General features: G+C 62.4%; 25 protein-coding genes. 4 read left to right on the forward strand and 21 right to left on the reverse strand.

What is annotated here, in order from left to right; genetic code table 11:
- Nucleotides 1-77: 77 nt before the first annotated feature.
- The 3 genes from VQ045_RS04560 (at nt 78) to VQ045_RS04570 (ending at nt 3,348) form a co-directional block, all read left to right on the forward strand.
- Nucleotides 78-1,325: a D-alanyl-D-alanine carboxypeptidase family protein gene (locus VQ045_RS04560; protein ID WP_331829310.1), complete on the forward strand. Its 1,248-nt coding sequence runs from the start codon at nt 78-80 to the stop codon at nt 1,323-1,325.
- Nucleotides 1,326-1,553: 228 nt separating this feature from the next.
- Nucleotides 1,554-2,891, forward strand: coding sequence for a DEAD/DEAH box helicase (locus VQ045_RS04565; RefSeq protein ID WP_327647100.1), 1,338 nt, complete (start codon nt 1,554-1,556; stop codon nt 2,889-2,891).
- A 145-nt stretch (nt 2,892-3,036) separates the two neighbouring features.
- The gene (locus VQ045_RS04570; RefSeq protein ID WP_327623874.1) at nt 3,037-3,348 is read left to right on the forward strand and encodes a polyhydroxyalkanoic acid system family protein; all 312 of its coding nucleotides are present in this window, start codon (nt 3,037-3,039) and stop codon (nt 3,346-3,348) included.
- A gap of 47 nt (nt 3,349-3,395) precedes the next feature.
- Here VQ045_RS04570 and VQ045_RS04575 read toward each other — a convergent pair whose 3' ends face one another.
- Nucleotides 3,396-3,779 (reverse strand): hypothetical protein, encoded by a 384-nt coding sequence (locus VQ045_RS04575; RefSeq protein ID WP_327647102.1) that lies wholly within the window; start codon nt 3,777-3,779, stop codon nt 3,396-3,398.
- A 417-nt stretch (nt 3,780-4,196) separates the two neighbouring features.
- Between VQ045_RS04575 and VQ045_RS04580 the strand changes: the two genes are divergently transcribed.
- Entirely contained in the window at nt 4,197-4,538 is a 342-nt protein-coding gene (locus VQ045_RS04580; protein WP_327623876.1) for a hypothetical protein, read from the forward strand.
- Between the two features lie 108 nt (nt 4,539-4,646).
- Here VQ045_RS04580 and VQ045_RS04585 read toward each other — a convergent pair whose 3' ends face one another.
- The 20 genes from VQ045_RS04585 to VQ045_RS04680 all read right to left on the reverse strand — a co-directional run bounded on the left by VQ045_RS04585 (nt 4,647) and on the right by VQ045_RS04680 (nt 24,182).
- Nucleotides 4,647-5,117, reverse strand: coding sequence for a hypothetical protein (locus VQ045_RS04585; protein ID WP_327623877.1), 471 nt, complete (start codon nt 5,115-5,117; stop codon nt 4,647-4,649).
- Nucleotides 5,114-5,467: a hypothetical protein gene (locus tag VQ045_RS04590; protein ID WP_327623878.1), complete on the reverse strand. Its 354-nt coding sequence runs from the start codon at nt 5,465-5,467 to the stop codon at nt 5,114-5,116. Before VQ045_RS04590 ends, VQ045_RS04585 begins: the two co-directional genes overlap by 4 nt.
- 10 nt (nt 5,468-5,477) lie before the next feature.
- Nucleotides 5,478-6,002: a rod-binding protein gene (locus VQ045_RS04595; RefSeq protein ID WP_331829311.1), complete on the reverse strand. Its 525-nt coding sequence runs from the start codon at nt 6,000-6,002 to the stop codon at nt 5,478-5,480.
- Between the two features lie 35 nt (nt 6,003-6,037).
- Complete coding sequence (locus VQ045_RS04600) at nt 6,038-6,403, reverse strand: hypothetical protein (RefSeq protein WP_327623880.1); 366 nt, start codon at nt 6,401-6,403, stop codon at nt 6,038-6,040.
- Nucleotides 6,404-6,441: 38 nt separating this feature from the next.
- Nucleotides 6,442-7,197 (reverse strand): flagellar biosynthetic protein FliR, encoded by a 756-nt coding sequence (locus tag VQ045_RS04605; RefSeq protein ID WP_327623881.1) that lies wholly within the window; start codon nt 7,195-7,197, stop codon nt 6,442-6,444.
- Nucleotides 7,194-9,281, reverse strand: a complete 2,088-nt coding sequence (gene flhA / locus VQ045_RS04610; RefSeq protein WP_327623882.1) for a flagellar biosynthesis protein FlhA — start codon at nt 9,279-9,281, stop codon at nt 7,194-7,196. Before flhA ends, VQ045_RS04605 begins: the two co-directional genes overlap by 4 nt.
- A 151-nt stretch (nt 9,282-9,432) precedes the next feature.
- Nucleotides 9,433-9,702 (reverse strand): flagellar biosynthesis protein FliQ, encoded by a 270-nt coding sequence (fliQ, locus tag VQ045_RS04615; RefSeq protein WP_327623883.1) that lies wholly within the window; start codon nt 9,700-9,702, stop codon nt 9,433-9,435.
- A gap of 5 nt (nt 9,703-9,707) precedes the next feature.
- Nucleotides 9,708-10,112 (reverse strand): flagellar hook assembly protein FlgD, encoded by a 405-nt coding sequence (flgD, locus tag VQ045_RS04620; protein ID WP_327623884.1) that lies wholly within the window; start codon nt 10,110-10,112, stop codon nt 9,708-9,710.
- Nucleotides 10,112-10,567, reverse strand: a complete 456-nt coding sequence (flbT, locus tag VQ045_RS04625) for a flagellar biosynthesis repressor FlbT (protein WP_327623885.1) — start codon at nt 10,565-10,567, stop codon at nt 10,112-10,114. Before flbT ends, flgD begins: the two co-directional genes overlap by 1 nt.
- A gap of 2 nt (nt 10,568-10,569) precedes the next feature.
- The gene (gene flaF, locus VQ045_RS04630; RefSeq protein WP_327623886.1) at nt 10,570-10,917 is read right to left on the reverse strand and encodes a flagellar biosynthesis regulator FlaF; all 348 of its coding nucleotides are present in this window, start codon (nt 10,915-10,917) and stop codon (nt 10,570-10,572) included.
- Between the two features lie 152 nt (nt 10,918-11,069).
- A complete protein-coding gene (locus VQ045_RS04635; protein WP_327623887.1) occupies nt 11,070-12,155 on the reverse strand; it encodes a flagellar hook-associated family protein in 1,086 nt (361 codons plus the stop codon).
- A gap of 11 nt (nt 12,156-12,166) precedes the next feature.
- On the reverse strand, nt 12,167-13,666 hold the full coding sequence (gene flgK / locus VQ045_RS04640; RefSeq protein WP_331829312.1) for a flagellar hook-associated protein FlgK: 1,500 nt from the start codon (nt 13,664-13,666) through the stop codon (nt 12,167-12,169).
- Between the two features lie 40 nt (nt 13,667-13,706).
- Complete coding sequence (locus VQ045_RS04645; RefSeq protein ID WP_327623889.1) at nt 13,707-14,966, reverse strand: flagellar hook protein FlgE; 1,260 nt, start codon at nt 14,964-14,966, stop codon at nt 13,707-13,709.
- 165 nt (nt 14,967-15,131) lie between these two features.
- Nucleotides 15,132-15,803: a response regulator transcription factor gene (locus tag VQ045_RS04650; protein WP_327623890.1), complete on the reverse strand. Its 672-nt coding sequence runs from the start codon at nt 15,801-15,803 to the stop codon at nt 15,132-15,134.
- 303 nt (nt 15,804-16,106) lie between these two features.
- Entirely contained in the window at nt 16,107-17,513 is a 1,407-nt protein-coding gene (fliK, locus tag VQ045_RS04655; RefSeq protein ID WP_331829313.1) for a flagellar hook-length control protein FliK, read from the reverse strand.
- A 152-nt stretch (nt 17,514-17,665) separates the two neighbouring features.
- Nucleotides 17,666-18,940 (reverse strand): hypothetical protein, encoded by a 1,275-nt coding sequence (locus VQ045_RS04660; RefSeq protein ID WP_331829314.1) that lies wholly within the window; start codon nt 18,938-18,940, stop codon nt 17,666-17,668.
- A 44-nt stretch (nt 18,941-18,984) separates the two neighbouring features.
- Nucleotides 18,985-20,190 (reverse strand): MotB family protein, encoded by a 1,206-nt coding sequence (locus tag VQ045_RS04665; protein ID WP_331829315.1) that lies wholly within the window; start codon nt 20,188-20,190, stop codon nt 18,985-18,987.
- A complete protein-coding gene (locus VQ045_RS04670) occupies nt 20,187-20,978 on the reverse strand; it encodes a hypothetical protein (protein WP_331829316.1) in 792 nt (263 codons plus the stop codon). The genes VQ045_RS04665 and VQ045_RS04670 overlap by 4 nt, the downstream gene beginning before the upstream one ends.
- A 51-nt stretch (nt 20,979-21,029) precedes the next feature.
- Nucleotides 21,030-22,703, reverse strand: a complete 1,674-nt coding sequence (gene fliF, locus VQ045_RS04675) for a flagellar basal-body MS-ring/collar protein FliF (RefSeq protein WP_331829317.1) — start codon at nt 22,701-22,703, stop codon at nt 21,030-21,032.
- Between the two features lie 210 nt (nt 22,704-22,913).
- Nucleotides 22,914-24,182, reverse strand: coding sequence for a flagellin N-terminal helical domain-containing protein (locus VQ045_RS04680; RefSeq protein WP_327623896.1), 1,269 nt, complete (start codon nt 24,180-24,182; stop codon nt 22,914-22,916).
- Nucleotides 24,183-24,364 lie beyond the last annotated feature (182 nt).

The raw sequence follows: 24,364 nt of genomic DNA on the forward strand, positions 1-24,364 counted from the left end.
AACTGCGTATGATCGGGTGCATCCTTCATCTCACGACGCCGGTGCGCGGTCGCAGACGAAGTGAAACGGAGACGCCAATGATCGAAGCCCCGAAGAGACCGGTGTCGACGCCGGGTGCGCTAGCGATAGCAACCGGCCGGACCCGAACGGAGCGGATAGCGCATCGGGCCAGATATTTCCCGGCGCTGCTCGTCATGCTTGCCTTCGCCCTCGTCACCCTACTGCCCCTGCCCGCCTTCGCCTTCGAAACCACCGCCCCGACGGCCCTCCTCGTCGATTTTTCCACCGACCGGGTGCTCTACGAGAAAAACGTCGACGAGAGGATCGCGCCGGCGAGCCTCGCCAAGCTGATGACGCTGGCCGTGATCTTCGACGCATTGCGCCAAGGCACCGTGGAGCGCAACGACCGCTTCACCGTCTCGGAAAAAGCATGGCGGGAGGGCGGCGCGGAATCCGGTGGCTCGACGATGTTCTTGCCGCTCAAATCCGAGGTCAGCCTCGACGACCTGATCAAAGGCATCATCATCCAGTCGGGCAACGATGCCACGATCGTCGCGGCGGAAGGCATCGCGGGCTCGGTCGAGGCCTTCGCCGCGACGATGAACGCCGAAGCCAAAAGGATCGGCCTGACGAACTCCCACTTCACCAATCCGCACGGCCTGCCCGACCCGGAGCAATATGTGACGGCGCGCGATCTGGTGCTTCTGGCCGCCTATCTGATCCGTGAGTTTCCAGACGAATATCCGCTCTTCGCGGAGGAGAGCTTCACCTTCAACGGTATCAAGCAGCAGAATCGCAACCCCTTGCTGCGTGTCGGCGCCGACGGGCTAAAGACAGGCCACACGGCCAGGGCCGGCTTTGGCCTCGTCGCTTCGGCCGAACGCGATGGCCGGCGCGTCGTGCTGGCGATGAGCGGAATGCAATCGGCCGACGAGCGCGCGAGCGAGACGCGGCGGTTGATGGAATACGGATTGCAGGATTTCGAGGAGGTAGTGCTGATCAAGGCGGGCGAGCCGGTCGGAGAAATGCCGGTCAGCGACGGCGTGGTCGACACGATATCCCTCGTTGCCGATTCCGAACTCCGCTTGCTGGTGCCACGGGGCAGTCTCGCCGACTTGACGCGGACGATCATCGACAACGGTCCGGTCGTGGCGCCGGTCGCGGAAGGCCAGCGGCTCGGCTGGATCCGGTTCTTGCGCGGCGACGAAACCGTGCGAGACGTGCCGCTGCACGCCGCCAAACCGGTCGCGCGGACGAGCTTTTTGCGGCGGATCGGCGAGACGATCGTCGGCCATTTGACATGGCGCAGTGCGAAAGAGCCTTGACGCGCCGCACATTAAAGCCGATATGCGTTGGCATCACGCCGTGATCGCGCAGCGCCTGCTTGTTTCCCGAAGCCTGCCAGGTTTTGAGATTTTTGCCAGCGCCAATCGAATCGGCCCCCGGCTTCGGTCGAGGGTTTCGCATTTCGACACGGCCCGTCGATCCGTCCGCATGCGCGAAGACGATCGACTTTTTCGCGGACGCATCGTCCGCATCCCGTAAGGCATCCATTGACCCATACCGATTTCAAGGCGTTCGGCCTCGCCGACACGCTTCTCGACGCGCTTGCGCGTCTCGACATCACGCAACCCACACCGATCCAATCGCAGGCGATCCCCGCCGTGATGCAGGGTCGCGACGTCCTCGGCGTCGCTCAGACCGGAACCGGCAAGACTGCGGCGTTCTCGCTGCCAGTCATCCATGCGCTTCTGGAAAAGGGCGGGCGCCCTGCTCCCAAGACGCCGAAGATGCTCATCCTGACGCCGACCCGTGAGCTCGCCTCGCAGATCGCCGGCAACGTCAAGGCCTACACGGCCGGCACGAAGCTATCGCACCACGTCATCTTCGGCGGCGTGTCGATTCGTCCGCAGATCGAGGCCATGCGCCGCGGCGTCGATATCGTCATCGCGACGCCAGGCCGTTTGCTCGACCTCGTCAACCAGCGCGCCATCATCCTGGGCGAGGTCCGTCACGTCGTTCTCGACGAAGCCGACCGTATGCTCGACATGGGCTTCGTGCGCGACGTCATGAAGATCGTCGGGCAATTGCCGAAGGAGCGCCAGTCGCTGTTGTTCTCGGCGACCATGCCGCGCTCGATCGAGGATCTCGCGGCCAAGATCCTGACCAAGCCGGTCCGGGTCGAGGTGACGCCCGAAGTCATCACCGTCGAGAAGATCGATCAGAGCGTTTATCTCGTGCCTCAGAAGGCCAAGAAGCTGTGGCTGATCGAAAAGCTCGCCCAGCCCGAATTCGCCAAGGTGGTGATCTTCACCCGTACCAAGCACGGCGCCAACCGGTTGTCCGCTGATCTGGAAAAGGCCGGCATCGAGTCAGGCGCGATCCACGGCAACAAGAGCCAGGCGGCGCGGCAGAAGGCGCTCGCCGCCTTCCAGTCCGGAAATATCAACGTGCTGGTCGCCACGGACATCGTCGCCCGCGGCATCCATGTGGACGACATCAGCCACGTGGTGAATTTCGACCTGCCGGAAGAGCCGGAGAGCTACGTCCATCGCATCGGCCGCACCGCGCGGGCCGGCAAATCCGGCATCGCCGTGGCGCTGGTCGATCCCTCCGAACGCTCGAAGCTGCGCCAGATCGAAAAGCTCACGGGCCTGACATTCGATTTGCAGAAGACCGATTACGCGGCTCATGTCGATCTGAACGCTCCCGAGGAGAAGCGCCCGCCGCGTGGCGCCAAACCCCAGGGTCGACGCCCTGGCGGTGGTGGCCAACGCTTCGGCGAGGGTCGCGGCGCGCGTCCGGCGGCCGGCAACAAGGCCAAGCCCAGTGGCGGCAACCGGCGCCGGCGGTCCGGCGGCGGTCAGACCCGTTCGGCGACGGTCGGCTGAGTCAGCGGCGCGCTTCTTGCAAATGCGAAGGGGCGGCCGCGAGGTCGCCCTTTTTTCGTCGTCAGCGACATCCATCGGCGAACCGTGAGTTGCGGAGCCAAAGCGCCGTCGCCATATGCCGGGCTGTTGCAACAAGGAGCCCCTGATGGCCGAAACGATCAAGGTCGACATTCCCCACAAGCTGAGCCGCGAGGCGGCCCGCACGCGGATCGAGGAGAGTTTCGGCAAGCTGCGCCAAGACATGCTCGGCGGCATGGTCAAGTTCGAAGATGTATGGACGGGCGAGCATCTCGACTTCCGGGCACGGGTAATGGGCCAGTCGGTAACCGGACGCCTCGACGTTCTCGACGATGCGGTCCACGTCGAGGTGGATCTGCCGGTATTCCTCGCAGCGATCGCCGAGAAGCTCAAAGGTCGCCTCCGCAAGGAGGGTCAGGTGCTGCTGGAGAAAAAGTAGCGCAACGGGTCAGTCGACAGCAGGCTGGACGCTGCGAGGCATACCCCTCAGTTGCGAACGCCGGTCAAGGTCGCGTTCTGGGCGCGCACGGTCCCGCCGTTCTCTCCCGGCTCGATCGCGAGAATCTCCCCGAGCCCAGGAACCAATGATCCGACCCTCACGCGCCAGAGCTCTCCGGGCGAGGCCAGATGCGCTTCCGAACCGAAAACCATGACGATCTGGAAATCCCGCGGCGTCAGCGCGACAGCCCGAACCAACTTGGGCACCGGTATTGCCCCCTCGACCAAGTCACCTGGCTTGTCCGTCGACCCGGTGATCATCTGGTCGAGCAGCGGGCGGGTGAAATAACTGGGGTCCAGCGCGGATATGATGGTGACGGCTGAGAAGAAGCTAATCGATAGAATTCCCAGCCCTACCAAGCCCAGATTCACGATCCGGTCAGAGCGCGGGGGAGGCGGATACAAGTCGGCCGGTGGCCACGCTTTGACGGTCGGTTGATGGGGAATGGATGTGGACAAGAGAACCTCGAACCCTTGATATTCGACGAAAGCCGGTCGAAGGCCTCCACCAGGGAACATCGCATTCACAGGTTAAGGTTTTATAGATCACGACCAAACGGGATCGATTTTAGTCAGCCGGCTCGCAAACGTGGGCGCGGGTTTTTCGGCGGCCTCCGGCTCAGCGCTTTATCCTCATTCCGCCCTAGCGCTTGAAGAGGGATCGAGCGCGGCGCCGATGTTCCACCCCTGTGATGACGTAGATCTCGGACAAATTCCACGAAGGGCAGAGCCACCCGACCCGGCAGGCGTTGAGGATTTGTTCGCCATCGCCGCGATAGGATGCGTGCCATGACGATGCATTCGACCCCACCGCGCTCCGATAGCCGCATGGTGCCCCGTCGGCGCACCCGTATCCAGCCGGTCAAGATCGTGTCCCTGGATCGGACATTCCTGGAGGACGGCACGGCGATCGACCGTTCCTCGAAGGGCGCGCGTATCGGACGATATGCCGCCCGCCGCTTGCCGAGCCAGATCGCGCTCTATGACGAGGTGGATTGTACGTTTCAGCCGGCCACACTGGTGTGGACCCGCGGACTCCAGATCGGCTTGCGTTTTACCGGTCCCGTTGTCGCCGCGAACCGGGCGGAAATCCTGCGCCTGACCGGCCGCTACTACGCGATCACCGAGTAGCGGGGAATGAGGTAAACGGGGACCGATTTTCCGTCGGCATTTCGCACCGACTGACCACGATCCTGGGCCCCTCGTCTGCGTCCAGAGATGGCGGCGCGGCGGGCGACTCTATTGGGACTCAGGCCGTCCGTTGCGGATGTCCTTCTTGGCGATGTAGTCGAACTGCTCCACCAGAAGTTCGTGCACGAGCACCTGCCCATAGCGGGCATTGACCGCGTCGCGGATCGAAGTGGTCAATGAGGTGAGATCGAAGCGCTGCGGCTCCTCGAAGTTGAAGCCGTCCGTCGAGTAAAGCCGTCGAAATGCTTCGTCGAGGATAAACGGGTCGGGCGGAACCTGAAGCTTTTGGGCCACCTTGCCGTCGATGGTGAAGACGAATTGCGCGAGAATATAGCCCTGGATCGCGTTGTCCGCGATCATCGGAATGGTGATATTGCCGGTCTTGCGGTAGTCGAGCCCTTCGAAATAGGTCGACTCGGTGCCTTCGGTGGCGGCATCAGCGTTCATCGAGGCCATGACATAGCTGGATCCGAGGGCGACAATGCAGACCCAGAGACCGACAGCCACCAGTTTGATCACGACCGAACGGCCTTGCGCCCGAGCTGCAAGCTATAGGTGCCGTCGGATTCGGCGTCGGTAATCGAACGGGCGATCAGCGCCGAAATCTCGTGACTGGCGCGGACATGCAGTTCAAGCGCGCGGCGGTTCTGCTCGATAACCTTGGCAAGGCCCGTCAAACGCTCTCGCGCGTCCGGGTCTTCCTGCAAGGCCTCGGCTCGGCGCGCCAGACGGCTGAGCTCGAGCAGGCTCTGGTTCTTGCGGGCGGTGATCTCCATGAGATCGAGCGCCTTGCCGGCGCTGAGCGCGTCGGTCTCGGTGGCAAGGGCGGTTTCGAGCCGATCAACGGCCTTTGCGAGCATGGTATCCAAGTCGACGTTCCTATTCTGCACTGTCTTTGCGGATGGCCCCGGCCCGCGCGATGTCGTTTTGCCGAAGCATGCGGTTCAGGCTGTCGCTGGCGGCCTCGCGGCCATCGACCGCGTCGAAGCCACCACCGGGCTCGTTGGCGATCGAAGCGGCGATACCGATGCCGCCGCCCTTGGCGAGTTCGTTGCCGATCTCCTCGGCCATCATCGAACGCCAGATCGCGCCGGCGGTGCCGGATCCGAAATAGCTGGAGGCTTCGGATGGCAACATCGATTCGACGAAGCTGCGCAGGACGAAGCCCTCGAACTGCTCGAGAGGCGGCACAGCCCGCGCTTCATGGGCGACAAGCGGGATGATCGGTGCCGGCGGCGATTCCGACGTGACATCGGGGGCCGCCGCGTCGAGAATCGTCGCGAAATCGGTCGAGGCCGCATCCTTGACCATACGAGAATCAGTAACGCGCGGCGCGATCTGCGTCGGCTCGGTCTTCGCGGCGGATAGGATGGGGGAAACGGTCATCGGCGACAGTCGGCTCATGAATCGGCAGGTTCGCCTCTTGTATCGCGCCGGCCTTATTCGAAGCTTGTCCGCTTCCGAGCCAGAAATCCGTCGACGCCGACTTCCAGATCTTTCGCCTCGTCCTCGACGACCGTCGATCGACGCGTTTCGTCGCGCAACTTCTCGACGCCCTTCTCGGATCGACGGGTCGACTGGATTTTCTTCTCGGTCTCGGTCTGGCGCTCGAGATTGACCCGGCGGGCCGCCTCGTTGCGCCGCAGATTGCGGACCTTGGCCTCGACGAAGAGGCCGTGCAGCTCCGACGTCGTGCCGAGACTGCCGAGCAGCTCGGAGTCGGATCGGTCGATCTCGTTGCGTTCCTTGCGAAGATGTCCCAGGCGCCATTCCTCGAGCAGACGCTTCTGGCCCTGCACCTTCATCAGCCGCTCCAAGCGATGGAGTTTGGATCGGTTCCCGCTCATCCGGTCAGTACCCACTGCTCGAAGTCCTGCATGAACAGAACCAGGAAATCGCTGATCACATAGCCGAACAGAACCAACCCGCCGGCGAGCACGAATGGCAGCGAGATGAAGTAGATCGGGATCGTCGGCGTCAGCTTGTTGGCCAGCCCGATCGCAAAATTGACGATGACGCCATACAGGACGAATGGACTCGAAATCCGAAGAGTCAAGAGGAAGGCCTCGTCGAGATTGTCAGTGATGTTGACGAGGGAGCCGCGCACGGAAAAACCCGCGGCGGCGGGCATCGCGCTGTAGGAGGCGACGAGGGCCCTGGCGATTTCGGCATGCAGGTTCAGGACGAAGATCAGCGTGGTGGCAGTCAGCGTCACCAGCGAAGCCACGGCGGGAGCCGGGCTTTGGTCATCGATCGGCACGCCCATCGACTGGCCCATGCCAATGGAATTGGCGATGACATATCCGCCAAATTGCAGCGCGATCATGAAGCTGCGTCCCAGTAGTCCGATGAACAAGCCGTTGAGGATTTCGGTCACCATCAGCGACAGCCGGGCATTGTCTCCCGACCCAGCCACAAGCGGCTGCAGAACCGGCAGCAAGGCCGGGGACAGCGCCAGCGATATCGCGAAGGCCAGGAATAGCCGGACCTGCAACGGAACGCGGGAGGACGAAAAACCTGGCATGAGCAGCAGGCAGGTGCCGATCCGGCAGAAGATCAGAAACAGCGAGAAGACGATGTCGGAGAGTTCCGCCGTCACGAGATCGAACCGATAGCCCGGATGTCGACGCCGCGGGCGATCTCGAGATGGGAGAGGACCGGCAGATTGACGAAAATCCGCTCGATCATCATGCGGACATAGGGCCGCGCGTCGGGGGCGGAGACAAGCACGAAGATCTCGCCCTGATCCATCTTCTCGCGAATGACCTTTGTGGCTTCCGTGGCAAACTGCTCGACAAGGCGCGGGTCGATATCGAACTCCGTGACTTCGCCCTTCGCGTCACGCTTCAACGCCTGATGGAAGGCAAGATCCCACTGGTTGCCGAGGCGAAGGACACCGAGCTTGCCATCGTGCAAAAGGTCACCGCAAATCTGCTGCGCCATGCGCATGCGGACATGCTCGACGATCTGCTCGGAACGGCGCACATGCGGCGCGATCTCGGCGATCGCTTCCAAGATGAGACTGAGGTTTCGGATCGACACCCGCTCCGCCAGCAGCAGCTTCATGACGGCCTGCAGGCCGGAATACGACATGTGAGTGGGTATGATCTCCTCGATCAAACGCTTGTATTCGGGCTCCAGACGGTCCAGCAGGGAGCGCATGTCCTTGTAGGACAGAAGCTGGGCGAGGTTGTTGCGGATCGTCTCCGACAGATGCGTCAACATGATCGACAGCGTGTCGATCGGCTCGAAGCCCTGGCGCCGAACTTCGGCGGAAAAACTCTCCGGGACCCAGGCTGCGCGCATGCCGAATGCCGGCTCCTTGGTCAGATCGTGGGGCACGTCCGGCACCGAAGCGTCGCCGAGGACCACCATATGTTCGCCGAGGCGCAATTGCTGCGATGCGACCGTCGTTCCGTGAACCTTGATCTCGTAGGATTTCGCTTCGATGGCAAGATCGTCGGATAGTTTGATTTCCGGCACGACGAAGCCATAACGCCCGGCAAACCGCCGGCGCATCTTCTGGACGCGATGGGCGAGTTCGTCCCGCTGCAGCATAAGATGCGCCGACGTCTGCTTGCCGAGCACGAGCTCGATCTCGACGATCTTCAGCGATTCCTTCACCGAGGTGCGTTCCGCCTCCCGGGCCACTTCCTGCTCTTGGTTGCGGTCGGCGTCCGCCTTGCGGACCACCTCCCTGCGGCGTTTCGGGACGAGATAGGCGACCGAAGCGAGCAGCCCGGCGAGGATGATGAATGGCAGGAATGGCAGACCCGGCATGAAGCCGAGCAAGGCCATCAACATCGCCGATACAGCGAGCGCCCGGGGATAGAAGCCGAGCTGGCCGATGACGGCGGTCTGGGCCGCGCCGCGCGTCCCTCCCTTGGACACGAGAAGACCGGCGGCGAGCGAAACGATCAGCGCGGGAATCTGCGAGACCAGTCCGTCGCCCACCGACAGCTTGGTAAAGACTTCGGCGGCGCTGGCCGCGTCCATATCGTGCCGGCTGATGCCGATGACGATACCGCCGAAAATATTGACGGCGGTGATGATGAGACCGGCGATCGCATCACCGCGCACGAATTTCGACGCGCCGTCCATGGAGCCGAAGAAGGCGCTCTCCTCCTCGAGCTCCTTGCGGCGCCAATGCGCCTGCTTGTCGTCGATCAGGCCCGACGACAGATCCGCATCGATCGCCATCTGCTTGCCGGGGATCGCGTCGAGGGTAAAGCGCGCACCGACCTCGGCGATACGCGATGCACCCTTGGTGATGACGAGGAAATTGACAGTGATCAGAATGAGGAAGACGACGATACCGATGAAGAAATCGCCGCCCATCACGAATTGCGAAAATCCGCCGATCACATGGCCGGCCGCGTTCACGCCCTCGTGGCCCTGAGACAGAATGACGCGCGTGGTCGCGATGTTGAGCGACAGGCGCAGCATGGTGGCAAGCAGCAGAACGGTCGGGAAAGCGGAGAATTCAAGGGGTTTATGAATCCACAGCGACACCATCAGGATCAGCACCGACAGGGCGATCGACAGCGCCAGGCCCAGATCGATGAGGAAAGCCGGAATCGGGACGAAGAGGACTGCGAGGACGAAAACGACCGCGATCGCGAAACCGATATCGCGACCGCCCTTGGTTTCGGCGGATACGGGGTCCAGCGTGTCGACGGCCATGATGCTACTCTCTACGGCAAGCGTTCAGCCGGGAGATGCGTGGCGATCGTCACGACCGCCTTACACCGTTGCCCGGCTTTCCGTTCGTCGCAGACGAAGATTGCTCAAGGCTGGCGTCCGCCACCGGGCGCGTGCCCAGCCGGCGAATTGGTCAGTTGAAGCCGTTTTCGATACGGGAATAGGATTCCTGCGTGAATGCGTAGACCTGCGCTCCGGTGAAGGAAGCCGTCAGCGCAATCACGACGAAGATCGCCAGGATCTTGGGAACGAAGGTGAGCGTCACTTCCTGGATCTGGGTCAGCGCCTGGAACAAGGCGATCACCACGCCGACGCCCATGGCGGCGGCCACCGCCGGGCCAGAGGCGGTAACGATAGTCCAGACGGCGGATTGGACGATGTCGAGAGCGTCAGCTTGGTTCATTTGGTCTACTCCACCGTCAGGCCGGGAGCGAGAGGCAATGTCCGGCCATCTTCGAGCAGGGCCTCGACGCCGCCCTCGACGACGCGCACAGCGGCAACCGTGCCCGAGATCGTCCCGTCGGCCGATGTCGCGGTCCGTCCGATCAGCGAATTCGCCTGTGTCAGCGCCGACACCATCATTAGCGAATCCAGCTTCTTGTTGGTCTTGATCGACTGCTCGACACCGGCGAAACTCGCGAACTGCGCGATGTATTCGGTCGAATCCGTAGGATTGAGCGGGTCCTGGTTCGACATCTCGGCAACCAGCAGCTTCAGGAACGCGTCGTAATCCATGCCGTTCTTGCTGGACGCGGCGGTAAGGCTCGCGCTGGCGGATGCAGGTGGGGTCGAGGTGACGGCGCCAATACTCATCAAAAGCCTCCGGCGGCAAGCCGCAGTTCGGGTGTCTTGGTACGGGCTGGCCCAGGCGATGCCGTTATAACCCGCAGGATATCGTCCTCGATCGGGATAAGCGTGCGCAGGCGTTTCAACGCCTCGAACGCCCGTTCCCGTTCGATCAAACCCTCAATTTCGGCGAGACCATCGACAATGTCGCTGTTTTGATAGGTTCCGAGCATGCTCTCCAGGGTCTTGCCGAACAGTTGGCGCGCGGCGGCGGCGCTGTTCGGATCCATCAGCATCATCTGGACGATGAAATAGAGCTGGCGCAGTGGTGTCGTGGCCTGTTCGGCCTGCATTACATGGCTCTCGAGCAGAAAGGTGACGTCGTTGAGAAATTCCAGCGTGGTCTTGCGATCAACCTTCAGAACTGCGCCGTTGACAAAGATGCGTTCGCCAGCTCGCAGCGTGATGCGAAGCGTTGCCATCCTCAGTTCAACCCGTTGCGGATCAGCGTGGTGATCTCGATGATGCCCTTAAAATTCTGGGACTTCCCGATCCGGATGTCTTCGGCTTCGCGCATGATCCACAAACCGACCGAAATCAGTTCGGCCCGGAGTTCGTCCGGCAGGCCGTTCTCGGCACTCGCGAGATCCTCGACGAGGATCGCCCACAGGCTTCGGGTGGTGTAGATCGCCTCGATGGCATCGCGCGAACGCGGGCCGTTGGCCTCGGCGGTCTTGAGCAGCGCGATCGAATGATCGAGTGCCTGGCGCTCACGATCGCGGGCATCGACTTCGACGTCTTGAGCCACTTCCGCGTAAGAGAACTGATACATTCCAACCCCTTGTTGCCCACCCGGATGACGCATTCGCGCCGAACCGGGTCTTGCGATCTGTCTTTTCTTGCGAGCAGCGAGCCGGAACCCCTATCCCGCCGAATTTTCTTGTTGCATCCCGGGTCATCAGATCCGGGCGCCCGCCTCCGTCCCTACAGGTAGTTCAAGATGCTGAGGCGCGAGATCCGCGCGGTCAGCGCATAGGAAGACTCCAGCAAGTTCATTAAATTGGTTACCCGCGTCGAAGCTTCGTATGGGTCAACCTCCTCAATCGAAGTGATCGACATGTTCAGAACGGTGCTGCGGCCTTTCAGCGACTGGTCGGCTCGATCCAGGCGAGCTTGGCTGGCGCCGATCTCGCTTTGCATCGTCTTCAACTGTGACAATCCCAGGCTCAGACTTTCGACCGCCCGGCTTGTGACAAGCTGACGTGCCTCCTCGTTCATTCCGAGAGCGCCAAGGTCGCCCAGCATCACGTAAGCTTTGGTAATGTTACGGAACGCGGCGGCATCGGCCGCGTAGCTGACATTGATCTGGCTTTCGCCATTGATGACGTTGTAGACGGGCGTGCCATCCGCGTTTGACCAATTGCCCCATCCCAGACCGGCGGTTGGAGCAAGCGCGAACAGATCCTCGAACTCGGTGTCGATGAAATCGCCCAGATCCGCGGCGCTGATCGTTTCCACCGCCGGATCATTTTGGTTGAACCCAAACTTCGTCAGGAACGCATCGGCCGTCGCCTGCTTTGCGGTCGAGTTGTCCTCATAGGTACGAGTGTCGCCGCCCCCGACCGCCTGAAAGGCAATGGGCGGCTTCTCCGTGGCCGCCCCCGAGAACAGGAAGCGCGATCCGGTCGAACTGTTCAACGCTGCCATCAACTGCTGGAGACCGGCGGCCGCTTGTTGAACCGTGGCTGAAACGCCCGGCGTACTGGTTCCGTTGCCGATCAACGAACTCATGAACGCGTCTGCGGTCGCGGCCATTGACGTCATGGCAGACTGCATGACGTCGAAACGTTGACTGATCAGGCCGTTGGCCTCGCGCAAACGGTTCGTGCTCTGAAATTCGGCGCGCAGCGAGATCGCCTGGCTGGTCCGAACCCCAAGCGCCAGCCCGACATCGGCGAAGCGCCCCGTCGTGACCTCCTTCTGTGCGATCTGGAGGTCGGCCTGAATTCTGGACACAGACGAGCGAGGGGCCGTGGAAAGCGAATAGCTGGATACGAGAAAATTCGACATCGTGTCTCCGATCAGGCAATCGCAAGGAGGGCATCGATCATCTGACCGACGGTGGAGATCAGCTTGCTCGATGCCTGGTAGGACCGTTCGAGATCGAGAAGTCGGGTCATTTCTTCATCGAGGTTGACCCCGGTCCGGTTCGACAGGGTCTCCCGGGTCTGGGCGAGAAGCACCTTGCCGTAATCGACATCTGCAGTCGCTTCGGCACGGCGGCTCTCGAGCCATCCCATGGAGGCGGCGGCGTAGTCGCCTAGCGTTCCGGTACCACCAGCTCCGAGCGTGATGTCGAAGCTTCGCGTCGTTGAAAACTGGGCGACGAGGTCGTTTATCCGGGAGGTGAACCCGCCCGCGCCCTTCGAGTTGTAGACGAACCGCGCTTCGTCGGGTTGGTCCGCGTGGGAAATTCCGCCGTCCCTGAGGCGCATCGGGTCACCGCCGACGGTATTGTCCACTCCGGCAGCGACCTTGATCAGTCCGGCAAGGCCAACGGTCGCCGCGGACGAGCCCGGCACGGTGGTCATGCCCGTGGCGGTGAACAGCCCGGCATAACGATTTGTGTCCGGCACGGCCGGGGGCGGAGCGGGATTTTGCTCGGTCTCGGCAAAGCTGTCGACGAGTGCGAATGCCAGCGCGTCGAGCTGTCCCTGGAACGTGATGGCGGTCTCGTCGCGCAGCTGCAACAGACCGAAGACGCTGCCGCCCTTGATCGGCATGGGCGCCAAGGGACCGAAGACGCTGACCCCGTCGATCTTGAACGCGCCACCGCTGACGGTCGCGCTATAGGCGGGGGATGGCGTGAAATCGATCGGACGCCCCGTCGTTTCGAACAAGGTGATGCCGGAGTCGGTCGTCAGGACAAGGTCGTTCCCAGCCCGCATCTGCACGTTGAGACCGACATATCCCGACAATTCGGAAACGATCTGGTCCCGTCGATCCACGAAATCGGTGATGTCGGCATTGGTAGCCGTGCCGACCGTCACCCGCTTGTTGACCGTTTCGAGCTCGGCAAGAAGCTTGGTCATGGCGGCCGCAGCTTGGGCAAGCTGCGTATCGGCATCCTTCCGCATGTTCTGGACCGCCGAACTTGCGCGGTTGAGGCTGCTGGCCATGTCCTTGGCGGCGGAGATCGCGGCCTCGGCCGAGGGCGGACTTTCCGGCGTGACGGCGAGTTGCGACAAGGCGTTCTGAAGCCCGACGAGCGATGCCGCCGGAGAATCGAACGCGTCGACATCCCCGATCACGTCCCGGATTCGGTCGAGCGCGTTCGCGGTCACCTCGACGGCGCCGACCGTCGAATTCGAGGTGACCAACGAACGGAAAAGCGCCTGATCGCGGGATTGGGCGACCGAAAGGATCTGAACACCGCCCTGCCGGCCGGTGCCTAGAGTGGCGTATTTCCGCGTTGCCGATGGATTGTCGGCATTGGTAATGTTGCGTGAGACGAGCGCCGACTGCGCCGAGAGGCTTCCCAGCGAGGAGCGCGCGTTCGAGAATGCGGTAAGAAGCGACATGACGTGGAAAAGTCCTTGGGGGACGCCGGCCGGGTGTGGCTCAGCGCTTCAGATTGACGAGTACGTCGAGGATTTCCGAACCCGTCTGGAACACCTTCGAATTGGCGCTGTAACTTCGCTGGGCTTCGATCATATCCGTAAGTTCGGTAGCCAGATCGACGTTCGACTGCTCGATCGCCCCGGACAAAAGGCCGCCAAAGCCGTTGCCGCCCGGAGTTCCGATTTCGGCAGCCCCCGAATTCGACGTGGCGCTGTAGACATTGCCGGAAGCTGCGGCGAGTTGATCCGGACTCTGGAACCGCGCGAGGTTCAATTGGTAGAGTGGGATGACGCTGCCGGTGGACAGAACCCCGCTGATCTGTCCTTCGTCGGTAAACGCGAACTCGCTGATGACGCCGGGTGGGTTGCCGTTTGCATTCAGCTTTGCGCTAAAGTCAGTGGCATACTCGGTAATCTCACCGAAATTGACCGCGACGACGGCCCCGTCCGACAGGGTCATGGTACCAGCCGCGGGGGCCGTGACGGGAAGACCGTTTGTCCTATCGAAAACGATATCCTGGGTCATCTTCGTCAAGGGCGTCCCGGCATAGGGAAAACCGCCACCGGTCGACTGGGCGCGATCGTAGATCGTGACTTCCCACGTGCTGTCGGTCGATGGGTCGCCCGCGGTCTTGGTGAAATACGCGTCGAGCGTTCTCTCCCGGCCGACATTATCGTAAACGACGAGCGACAGCTTCTTGCTGAAGACGCTGTCGGCGGCATTGTCAGCAGGTGTGTTGACAGCGCCGACGGCGGTTGCCGAAGCGGGGAACTGCAAAGAAAGGTCGGCCGCCGTCGTTGCCGAGGGCGCCATCAGCTTGCCGACCGGCAGCACGACCGGTTCGGTCTGGCCACTCGCCAGCGACGTTCCGGTCAGCCGAAAGCCCGCTGAATTCACGAGGTAAGTCTTGTTGGATTCGGCCTCGGTGCGCTGGACGAAAGAACCGGCGCGGGTATAAAAATCACGACCGGCCGCGTCTTGAACGACGAAGAAACCATCTCCCTGGATCGCCAGATCGCTAGCCGACGAACTCGCCGAGACCGCGCCCTGCTGGCTGATCAACTGACGAATCTGGGTTTTAACAGCGCCCGAGTTGTATTCGTTGCCGCTGTTCGCAACCAATAGCGAAGAAAACTCCGTGGAGCCGCGCTTATAGCCGTCGGTGCTGGCGTTGGCGATGTTTTCGGAGACGACCGACAGGCGGTTAGCCTGCGCGTTCATCCCCGAGACGCTCGTTCTGAAGACGCCGTTTATGCTCATCGTCCGTTACTCCATGTCCATGACTTGGCGGCCATGAATAGGGAGCGAAGCTTGCGTCGACCTGATTGTGAAACTTCCGTTTAAATAACATTCGAAAAAGAAAAAGCTCTGCCAAATATATTGGCAGAGCCTTTGTCCGTTAATACTTTTGAAACCAATTCGACCTTACTCAACCCCAATCCCGTAGCCGAGATAGCGCTTCGACGAGACGGGGTCATAACCAAGGCGCATTTTCAGCTTCTTGCGAAGCTTGGAAATATGGCTCTCGATGACGTTCTCCTCGACGTTCTCGTCAAAGATGCCATAGATCGCGCTGAACAATTGCTGCTTGGAGACGCGACGGCCGCGGTTGGAGACCAGATATTCCAGGATGCGGCGCTCGCGCCGCGGCAGCGCCATGGGCTTACCGGCAACATCGGCGTCTCGCCCATCCTGGTAGACGGCGATTTCTCCGACTACCGTGCCCGTATCCTCGGCGCTTTCGCGGCGACGAATGGCGCCTACCCGGGCCAGAATTTCCCGCACATGAACCGGCTTGGCGACAACGTCGTCGACCCCGGCCGCGAACAGATCGAGCGTACCGTCCAGATTGCGGCTTTCGGACAGCGCGATCATCGGCGCATTGGAACGTGAGCGGATCAGACGCGGGCAGAATTTGCGCTCGTCGAAATCTCCGAGAAGGAAGGCTTCGACGCCGGAAATATCCGATTCAGGCGCCGTCTCCACCCACTCGCGGAATTCATCCGCATGGAAACCGGCCGCCGAAACGCCCTCGCGTCCAAACAAGGACTGGTAGCCACTCGTAACAAGCTCACGATTGTCGACTACAACGATCATATTTCCCTCCGGCCTCGACGTTATGTCTATGAACAAAGACCTAACCTGACCCGAGTCTTGCGCCTATCCTGAAATTTAGTAGTCCGTTAACCATCCTGCCCGATTTTCGGCTAAGTATCGAATCCGACTCAGGAATTTTTTTCGTAAACAAAACCTTAATGGTCGCCATTCGCGAAAAAAGCCTGCGATATCGAATACTTGGCCGACCACCTATCGCCGCCGGTCGGAGAAATTGCCGATATATCCTCCCAGGCCGAGCGGTTCCCTCATGCGGGGATCGAGCCGAGGGGCCGATCTTTTGGATCAGAGATAAGTCGAGGGATCGAGGTTGCGCCGGGCGATCGGGGATGCAGCCGGCGTCGACGAGGATGGTCCAGGCTCCCGGCCGCCGCCTTCGCGTCCTTCGCGCGAGGACTGGCGATGTTCGAACCGCCCGTTTTCCGCGGAACCGTCACCTGCGCGTCCTTCACTGCCAGTCCCGGCATTGGCGGATGGCGATGCCGACGGCGAGCGCTGGGTCGCAGGATCACGAACCGCGATGCTGATCGCCGCCTCGTCGACCGTAAAGCCCGCCTTGGAAAGCAGTGTCTTCAGGCCCTCGGCGTCATCTTTCAAGCGAAGTGCCGTCTCGGCCTTGCTCGCAACCAGATGAATCGCCAATTGCCCGTTCACTAACCGCATGGTGACGTCGAGCTTGCCGAGTTGCTCCGGCTGCAGCTGAATCTGGATAGTCTTCAGCGCGGCACCTCCAGCTCGCAGATGCAGTCGCCCGTCATCGCCGGCGGTCCCCGGAGCCGGCCGAAGATCGGCCAAGGCGCTGGTGACGGCGGACGCGACCTGACGAGACGGCCGTCCGCCTGCCGCCGGATCATTGAAGACCGCCGTATCGGCGTTCGAATTGTCGACACCCCAGGCCCCGGTAGCGGTCGCCATCCCGCCATCCGGTGGGCCCTTGCCGCCTTTTCCAGAGACCCGGATGTTTCTATCGGCCGATCCCGTCTCGGAAACACCGCGCAACCGTGTCGCCTCGCCATCTTCCTGGCCGTCCGCATCGCCGGACGCCTCGGCTCCGTCGGTGCGATTCATCTCGACTGGCGCATCGGTGGACGCCAGAAGACGTCCGAAGCCGGACGCCCTGAGGGCCGGGCCGACCGAGCGCACCTGACCGTCGAGCGCGACAGTATCCGCCGGTTGAAAATCGGTGCGCATGGAGACGAGGTCAACCCGAGCAGGGTTCGGACGACCATCTACGCTGCCACCAAGCAGCCTGACTGCCACTTCGGCCTGATGGGGGACCGCGACGGTTTTCAACATAAGGTTCGACCGATCGAGGGCCGTTGTCGGCGCGCCGTCCGGTTTTGGCAGTGCGCGGGCGGCCCGGTCGAAGTCCGTGGCCGGAATGCCGTCCGGTTTCGGCAGTGCGCGGGCGGCCCGGTCGAAGTCCGTGGCCGGAATGCCGTCCGGTTTCGCCAAGGCGTGGGCCCGGCCGCTGTCGGAGCGGGTCCCCAGCGCATGGTTCACCAGAAGTGTGAGCGGCGAGACGTCTTCACTCTTTTGCTGGTCGGAGGGGGGCGTTTCAAGGCTGGTGCCGGCCCGTTTCGTCTGATCGAACTCGCCCAGAAGTTTGGCGAGGGCCGTTTCAACTTCCGTCTCGCTGGGATCACCGTGCCCATTCGCGTCGACATGCGGATCCTGACCATCCTTGCTCACGACATCCCGTGGGTCGCGGCCTCCCATTTTCCCCGCGGCGTCCACCGCCGACTGAAAACTTTCACCGGAACCGGCCTGGCTTCCCGCTCCCCTGCCGGCGGGTCGTTGTGCATTGAGCGACTGTGATTCGGTATGGGCGAGTATGGGGGCGGTCATGGTGCAGCCTTTTTCAAATCGTCGCGAACAGCGTCGAGGATCGCCGCGCCCCGCGCGAGAATCGGCGACAGCGTCGCGGCCTCCTGCGGAGCCTCAGTGCCGACGATGCCGGCAACCATAGGTTTGCGCATTTCGCTCAGCACATCCATAGCGGCGTTGCGAAGTTCGCGGTCGGCCGGGTGCAGCGCGTCCGGATCGATGGCCTCGAGCGTTGCCTTCACCTCGGCGAAGTCGCGTTCCGTCAATGTCGACGCGACCTCGTATAGCAGCGCCCGCTGGCGCTCGCTCTCCCCGGCTTCGTCATAGGTCAGCGCCTTCGCCGCTGCCTTGTTCGCCAGCGTCAGATTTCCGGCCACCAGGGCCCGCCGTCCGACAGCCAGATAGATACCGAGTTGTTCCAAGCGCGGAATCGTCGCTGTCGCGTCGGCAATCGTCGCGATGACCGCATCCTCCGTTCCCGCCGGTCGGGCGGCATAGACTGCGGCAAAGCGAGCGCGAAAATTACCCGCGTAAGCGGAGGCGGAAAAGCGATCGAAATACTGCCGAGCGTAGCGGTTCGCGGCTTCCTGGTCCCCGGTCTGCTCGGCGAGCAAAACGCCCATACGGAGTGCCGCCTCCTCCAGCAAGGTTCCTGGCGCGACCAACATGACCTGGGAAAGACGCCGCAGCGCTTCTGCCGGTTTGTCCGCCTGCTGCAATTGGGCAACTGCCAGATTGACCTGTGCCGCAAGGCCACTCTCCACGTGGGTCAAATCAACTACGGATAGTTTTCTCTCGGCATCCGCGCTGCGGTTCTCCACATAGGCCAGCGCCCCTTCAAGCAACGGGCGATCTTCTGGCGCAAGGGTCACCCGTGCCAGAATTCCCCGCAGCACGGACGGCGGCCCACCGCTGAGGACGAACAGCGCCGCGGCACGCCGATTGCGCGGATCCTCCCAGGTTTCCGGTTTCAGTCCGAGGAAGGTCGGACCGTAACGCCTCAGCAGCATCGACTGCACGCGGATCGCAGGCCCGTTGCCACGCGCCACTTGATCCTGGAGGAACTGAAGCGAACGGACGATCTCGTATGGCATCGGGGCGCGTTCGCGCGGCCATTTCGATGCCTCCGGATCGGCAGGTTCCTCGTCCTGAGCCGCAACGGCGATTTCCAGCGACTTGGCCGCCTCGCCCGCTGCACGGACCCGCGTGGCGGCCGCTTCAGCATCCGGCTGGACCACCGCGGTCGGCGGCGCCGTCGGCTCGGCGACAGCGGCCGATGCCGCAGCGATCAAGACCGCCGCAACCGTCCTTCCAAGACATCGAGCAAACCGCCAGTTCACGCAACCGGCTCGATCAGCAGGATCTCGATCCGCCGATTGCCGGCAGCTTCCGGATCGTCGGGATATTTCGGATCGCGGTCCGCCACACCTTCGATCGATTTGATACGGGTTTCGTCGAAACCGCCGCGGGTCAGCATGTAATAGGCCATATGGGCCCGCGCGGTGGATAGGCGCCAATTATCGTATTCGGCGCTGTGGAACGGACGCGCGTCGGTGTGACCGCGAATGACGACGTCGCCGTCGCGCCGGGCAAGGACCGCTGCGATCTTCTCCATCATCGCCACGGCCTCCGGCGTCGGCTTGGCCGATCCGATCTGAAACATGCCGGTTGCGAGATCGTCGGCGAGGGAGACCGTCACGCCGCCCTCCCCGGCAGTTACTTCGATATTGGGCGGCAAAGCCTGCCCCGACTTGGCCAGCTCCGCCTCGATCTCCGACCTGATCGCAGTCGCGTGCTCGGACGCCGCATCGGCGCCGTCTGTCGGATCGGCCGGCTCACCGGGAGTGACCTGTTCGTCCGGTGCCGCATCGGCCACGTCCTCCACAGGAGCGATGTCCTGTTCGGCCAGATCGCCCGCCGCCGAATTTTCTGGCGGCAGAACCGCAGTCTGGAATTCGGCCGGTGGCTGCGCTTCGGTCTGCCCGCCGCTTTCCACGGTGTTGGGCGTGAGCTGCCACGACGCGGGGTCGAACGGATCGCGATAGGCATCGCCGCCATTGAGCCCGGGCAGGCCCGATCCATCGGGCTTGCCTTCGAGTTTGCCGGAATTGCTGGAGACGCTCTCCGCGGCAATCTCGGCCAAAACCGCGTAAGGATCGCGGAACAACGCCTGCTCTTCGCCGCCGGTTTGATCGCCCGCCAGCGGCATGCCGTTGGGGTCGCCATTGGTCTCGGCGCGGCTTTGCCCCTGGTCGTTGGCGTCCCGCGAGGCGCCGTCGTCCTTGCTCTCGACACCCCGGCTCGCCGGCGAGGCATCATTCAGCTTGATCGGGTTGAAATACTGCGCGACCTGCTTGCGTGTCGCGTCGTCCGAGGCGTTGGTCAGCCACATAACCAGGAAGAACGCCATCATCGCCGTCATGAAGTCGGCGAAGGCGATTTTCCAGACGCCACCGTGATGCGCCTCCTCGGTGTGGGCCCGGCGACGGACGATAATGATTTCCTGGCGCTCGAGATGCCCCGCCTCGGACTGTTCGCTCACGCGAGGGCCTCTTCCAGTGCCGCGCGCCAGCCGTGCAGACGTGACTCGATGACGGTCTGGTCGCACTCGATGCGAACGTCGACCAGGGTCTCGTCGCTCTGCCACGTCACGAAGTCGCGGCCGGTGCCCAAGGCTTCGTCAAGGGCCGTGAGGAGATCGGCGGGACCGGTCGCGCGAACCGACAACGCCTTGCCATCGCCGATCAGCATGCGGGTAGCGTCGGCAAGTTCCAGAACGCTTTGCCGCCGGCGGGTATTGACGGCGATTGGTCTCAATACGGAGGCTAAGGTGGTCCGCACGACCATCTCGATACGGTCGAGCCGACCTGAAAGTAGTGTCGCAAGCCGCTCGCCTTCGGCCGTCGCCCACTCGGCGCGCGCCGCCTCGATCGCAGCGGATTGGGCCGCTTCGGCCAACTCGCGTTCCTCGGCCCGGGCGGCCTCTATCGCTGCATCCATTTCCGCCTGCAACGCGAGGCGCCCGTCATCGGGCTCTTCGGCGCCGTCGACGTCCGCGTCCAAGTCCGGCAAGGCGTCGGTTCCGTCGCCGAAGTCGAGCGACTCCGGCATGTCCGTCGCCGGCCAATGCGCCTCGCCCGTCCGGTCGGGCATCCCTGCTTCAGGCAGGACCAGCTCGTCGACCTCATCGACCTCGAGGATCTCCGGAATAGGCGATGAAATGACTGGGACGGCAGTCCCCGCCTCGACATCGCGGCTGGCAACCAGGATCGGATGCTCAAAGGTCGGTTTGCTCGAGCGATTCACGGGCGCCAGACTCTCGAATGGCATTCCGTCGTCCGCGTCGAATTCTGGGAGGTAGTGCGCGAGAGGGAGCATGTATTACGCCGCCTGTGTTTGGTGTATCCACTGCTTGAGAACTTGCGCCGCGTGCTCCTCGTCGAAATCGACGAGCTTTTCGAGACGCGCCTTTGGCGACGTCGCCTGGTTGCGGGTCAAATCCTCAAGATAGGCCGGGTCCATCCCGACCATCTGAGCTATATCGTCGGAAGCTGGTGCGGCGCCGACGTCGAAGTTCAGGCTGTTCAAAAGGTCGGTATTGGGCGAGTCGAAGGGATCGACCTCGTTCTCGTCCTTGGCCGGCGGAATCGCGACGATCGCTCGAATCGCGGGTTTCAAGCCGAACCAGATGAGCAGCACGGCGACGGCAAGGATCGTCAGCGCATTGATCAGCGTACCGGACTGCCGCATGAACATCTCGCCGAACCCTGGTGAGGGAATCGGCTCGAGCGCGCTGCCGGTGTCGAGGAAATCGACGGCGGTCACCTTGAGCTGATCGCCTCGCTCGCTGGAAAAGCCCGAGGCCGAAGCGACGAGCGACTCGATCTCACCGATGCGCGCATCGACCTGATCATCCGTCGCGCTCTCGCCGATCGCTTCCAAGATACGCTGACGGTTGATGACAACGGCGATCGACAGGCGCTCGATCTCATAGCCGTCGCTGGTCGTGGAGATCGTCTTCTCGTTAATCTCGTAATTCGTGAGCTCCTCGCGCCGGTCCTTTTCGTCCACCGATTTTTCGCCCGTCCCCGTCGCCGTCTCGTCTGCGGCACGAACGTCCTGCTCGACCCCCACGGGGGCCTGGTTCGTCGAATCCTGGCTCTGCGCCGTCTCACGGATACTGCGCGTCGAGCGTTCCACTCGGCTCTCGGGATCGAAAATCCGCTCGCTCACCTGCCTGCGGTCGGTGTTGAGGCTTGTCGAGACGCTGCTCTGGAAATTGCCGATGCCAAGATAGGGCGCGAGCGTACGCCGGATCGATTCCTCGACGCTCTTCGACACCACGCTCTCGATGCCGAGCAGCTTGCCGGGCGCAGCGGAGGCAGCATCGTCCCCCGATGCGAGCAGCGTGCCATCGGCGTTGAGCACCGTCACCTCGCCAGGCGTCATGCCGGGAATGGCCGATGCGACAAGCGAGCGAATCGCCTGGGCGGAGCCGAAATCCTGCGAGCTGTCGGTACGGATGACCACACTGGCCGACGGCTTGCGCTGCTCGCGTCGAAACGAACCCTCGTCCGACAGGACAATGTGGACACGCGCGGCGCGGACATCTCTCAGGGTCTGGATGGTGCGGGCGATCTCCCCCTCCAACGCCCTGACGCGGGTGATTTCCTGCATGAAGGAGGTCAGGCCGATCGAGCCGAGATTGTCGAAGAGTTCGTAGCCGGCGTTTTCAGAGCGCGGCAATCCCTTCTCGGCCAACAGCATGCGCGCCGGAGCTGTCTGCGAGAAAGGCGTCAGAATGGCGTCTCCCTTGGCACTGACGTCGAAGGAGATGCCAGCCTCGGTCAGCGCCGCGCCAATCCGCGTCACATCGGTCCGATCGAGGCCGGAATACAGCGTCTCCATGTCGGGACGGGACAAATAGTAACTGCCGAGGCCGACGAGCGCGATGACGAGAAACCCGACGAGGCCGAGAGCCGATAGCTTTCTCGGGCCGAGAGAGGAGAGACTGCTGAAAAGCTGCTGAGCTTGTCCGTTAATGGCGAGCGCCATGAATTAACCCTACGATTTTCCGGTGGCACGGTATGCGATCGGCCGGACCATGCCGACCGAAGCTTGCGCGAGACCACGGTTAACGAAAGGTTAACGCCCTGCCCCAGCAATTACGTCAGGGCAGCCGCAGGACTGTAGGCAAACGAAAACGGGCCCGGCCTTGGAGGCCGGACCCGTTCAGATGTCCTGCTGTCTATTTCCGGCGGAGGTTTACCGGAAGAGCGAGAGCAGCGACTGGCTGGAGGAGTTGGCGATCGACAGCGCCTGAACACCGAGCTGCTGCTGGGTCTGCAGCGCCTTGAGACGGGTCGACTCTTCGGTCATGTCCGCGTCGACCAGGGCGCCAACGCCCTTGGCGATCGTGTCCATAAGTTTGGAGACGAAGTTCGTCTGCATCTCGATGCGGTTCTGGACGGCGCCGAGGCTGGATGCCGCGGTGGTGACCTGAGACAGTGCCTCGTCGACGACCCGGATGTAGGCCTGGACCTGGCCGGACGTCACGCCAGCCGTCGAGATGTCGATGTCGTTGACTGCCGTCGAGAAGGTGCCGGTGGCACCGGCAACGGTGTCAGCCGCTGCCAGACCGAGATCGGCTACGGCCGGCGGGGTTGTGCCGGAAGAGGTCGCGGCGCTGACCGTGAAGCTCTCGAGCGAGTTGAAGCTCACCGCGCCTGCGGCGATCGTCACGTCGATGCCCTGGATGCCAGCGTCCTTCAGGGCCTGGGTGTAGACCGCCTTGAGATCGCCATCGGACTTGATCGTGCTGCTGGCAAGGCCGGCGTCGGTCAGCGTCTGCTGGGTAATTTCGACCGTGCGGCCGGCAGCGCCGTTCTGCGAGATGCTGAACGAGACCTTGTTGTCGGCACCGAAGGCGACCGCCGTCGTCTCGACCGTAGAAGTGCCGGTTGCCGCAGCGAACTGATCGATATCGATGGTCTTGTCGAGGATGCCGGCATCGGCGGAGAAGAGCCGGATGTTGGCAATATCGACCTTGATCGAACCAACCGAAAGCATCCCGGAAGAGTCACGCGACAGCGAGGAAACGATTTCCTTCTGCGTGCCAGCGGCAGTGTTGCTGAGCCAATTCTGACCGGAGAACGAAGCCGAATCGGAAATCGTTTTCAGCTGTTCCTGCAGAGCGGTGATTTCCGACTGAACCTTGGCTTTGTCGACGCCTTCGCCGGTTGCCGTGGTCAGCTTGGCCTTGATCTCGTTGAGCACGTCCTTGGCGGCGGTGAGGCCGGTATAGGCAGTGTCGACCGTGGCAGCGCCAATGCCGAGCGAATCGGACACCGCCGACATGGCCTGGTTGTCCGAGCGCATGGTGGTGGCGATCGACCAGTATGCCGCATTGTCCTTCGCCTCGCCGACGCGGAAGCCGGTGGAGATGCGGGACTGAGTCTGGTCGAGCGAGGAGTTGATCATCTGAAGGCTCTGGAGAGCCGTCATGGCGGAAGCGTTGGTGTTGATGCTGGTCATAGTAGGGTGTCTTCCCGTTACGCGAATACAAAATTGGGATGAGACAGTCCGGGTTGGCCGGGATAGCGAGTCGGCATCATGCCTGTGGTCTGATTTTCCCGTCCGACCACTTCGCTATGCCTCCGATATAACGGGCGATTTCCTTCCAGCTCCTTAAAGCAACACGACCTCTTCTGCTTCTG

The organism is Aurantimonas sp. E1-2-R+4, from assembly GCF_036549515.1.
In the GTDB taxonomy this organism is placed as follows: domain Bacteria; phylum Pseudomonadota; class Alphaproteobacteria; order Rhizobiales; family Rhizobiaceae; genus Aurantimonas; species Aurantimonas coralicida_A.

Bases quoted from the DNA above. Each gene is read 5' to 3' on its own strand.
- VQ045_RS04560 (WP_331829310.1), top strand. From the start codon at position 78: ATGATCGAAGCCCCGAAGAGACCGGTGTCGACGCCGGGTGCGCTAGCG.
- VQ045_RS04570 (WP_327623874.1), top strand. From the start codon at position 3,037: ATGGCCGAAACGATCAAGGTCGACATTCCCCACAAGCTGAGCCGCGAG.
- VQ045_RS04580 (WP_327623876.1), top strand. From the start codon at position 4,197: ATGACGATGCATTCGACCCCACCGCGCTCCGATAGCCGCATGGTGCCC.
- VQ045_RS04595 (WP_331829311.1), bottom strand. From the start codon at position 6,002: ATGAGCCGACTGTCGCCGATGACCGTTTCCCCCATCCTATCCGCCGCG.
- VQ045_RS04600 (WP_327623880.1), bottom strand. From the start codon at position 6,403: ATGAAGGTGCAGGGCCAGAAGCGTCTGCTCGAGGAATGGCGCCTGGGA.
- flhA (WP_327623882.1), bottom strand. From the start codon at position 9,281: ATGGCCGTCGACACGCTGGACCCCGTATCCGCCGAAACCAAGGGCGGT.
- fliQ (WP_327623883.1), bottom strand. From the start codon at position 9,702: ATGAACCAAGCTGACGCTCTCGACATCGTCCAATCCGCCGTCTGGACT.
- flgD (WP_327623884.1), bottom strand. From the start codon at position 10,112: ATGAGTATTGGCGCCGTCACCTCGACCCCACCTGCATCCGCCAGCGCG.
- flbT (WP_327623885.1), bottom strand. From the start codon at position 10,567: ATGGCAACGCTTCGCATCACGCTGCGAGCTGGCGAACGCATCTTTGTC.
- flaF (WP_327623886.1), bottom strand. From the start codon at position 10,917: ATGTATCAGTTCTCTTACGCGGAAGTGGCTCAAGACGTCGAAGTCGAT.
- VQ045_RS04635 (WP_327623887.1), bottom strand. From the start codon at position 12,155: ATGTCGAATTTTCTCGTATCCAGCTATTCGCTTTCCACGGCCCCTCGC.
- flgK (WP_331829312.1), bottom strand. From the start codon at position 13,666: ATGTCGCTTCTTACCGCATTCTCGAACGCGCGCTCCTCGCTGGGAAGC.
- VQ045_RS04645 (WP_327623889.1), bottom strand. From the start codon at position 14,966: ATGAGCATAAACGGCGTCTTCAGAACGAGCGTCTCGGGGATGAACGCG.
- VQ045_RS04650 (WP_327623890.1), bottom strand. From the start codon at position 15,803: ATGATCGTTGTAGTCGACAATCGTGAGCTTGTTACGAGTGGCTACCAG.
- VQ045_RS04670 (WP_331829316.1), bottom strand. From the start codon at position 20,978: ATGCCATTCGAGAGTCTGGCGCCCGTGAATCGCTCGAGCAAACCGACC.
- fliF (WP_331829317.1), bottom strand. From the start codon at position 22,703: ATGGCGCTCGCCATTAACGGACAAGCTCAGCAGCTTTTCAGCAGTCTC.
- VQ045_RS04680 (WP_327623896.1), bottom strand. From the start codon at position 24,182: ATGACCAGCATCAACACCAACGCTTCCGCCATGACGGCTCTCCAGAGC.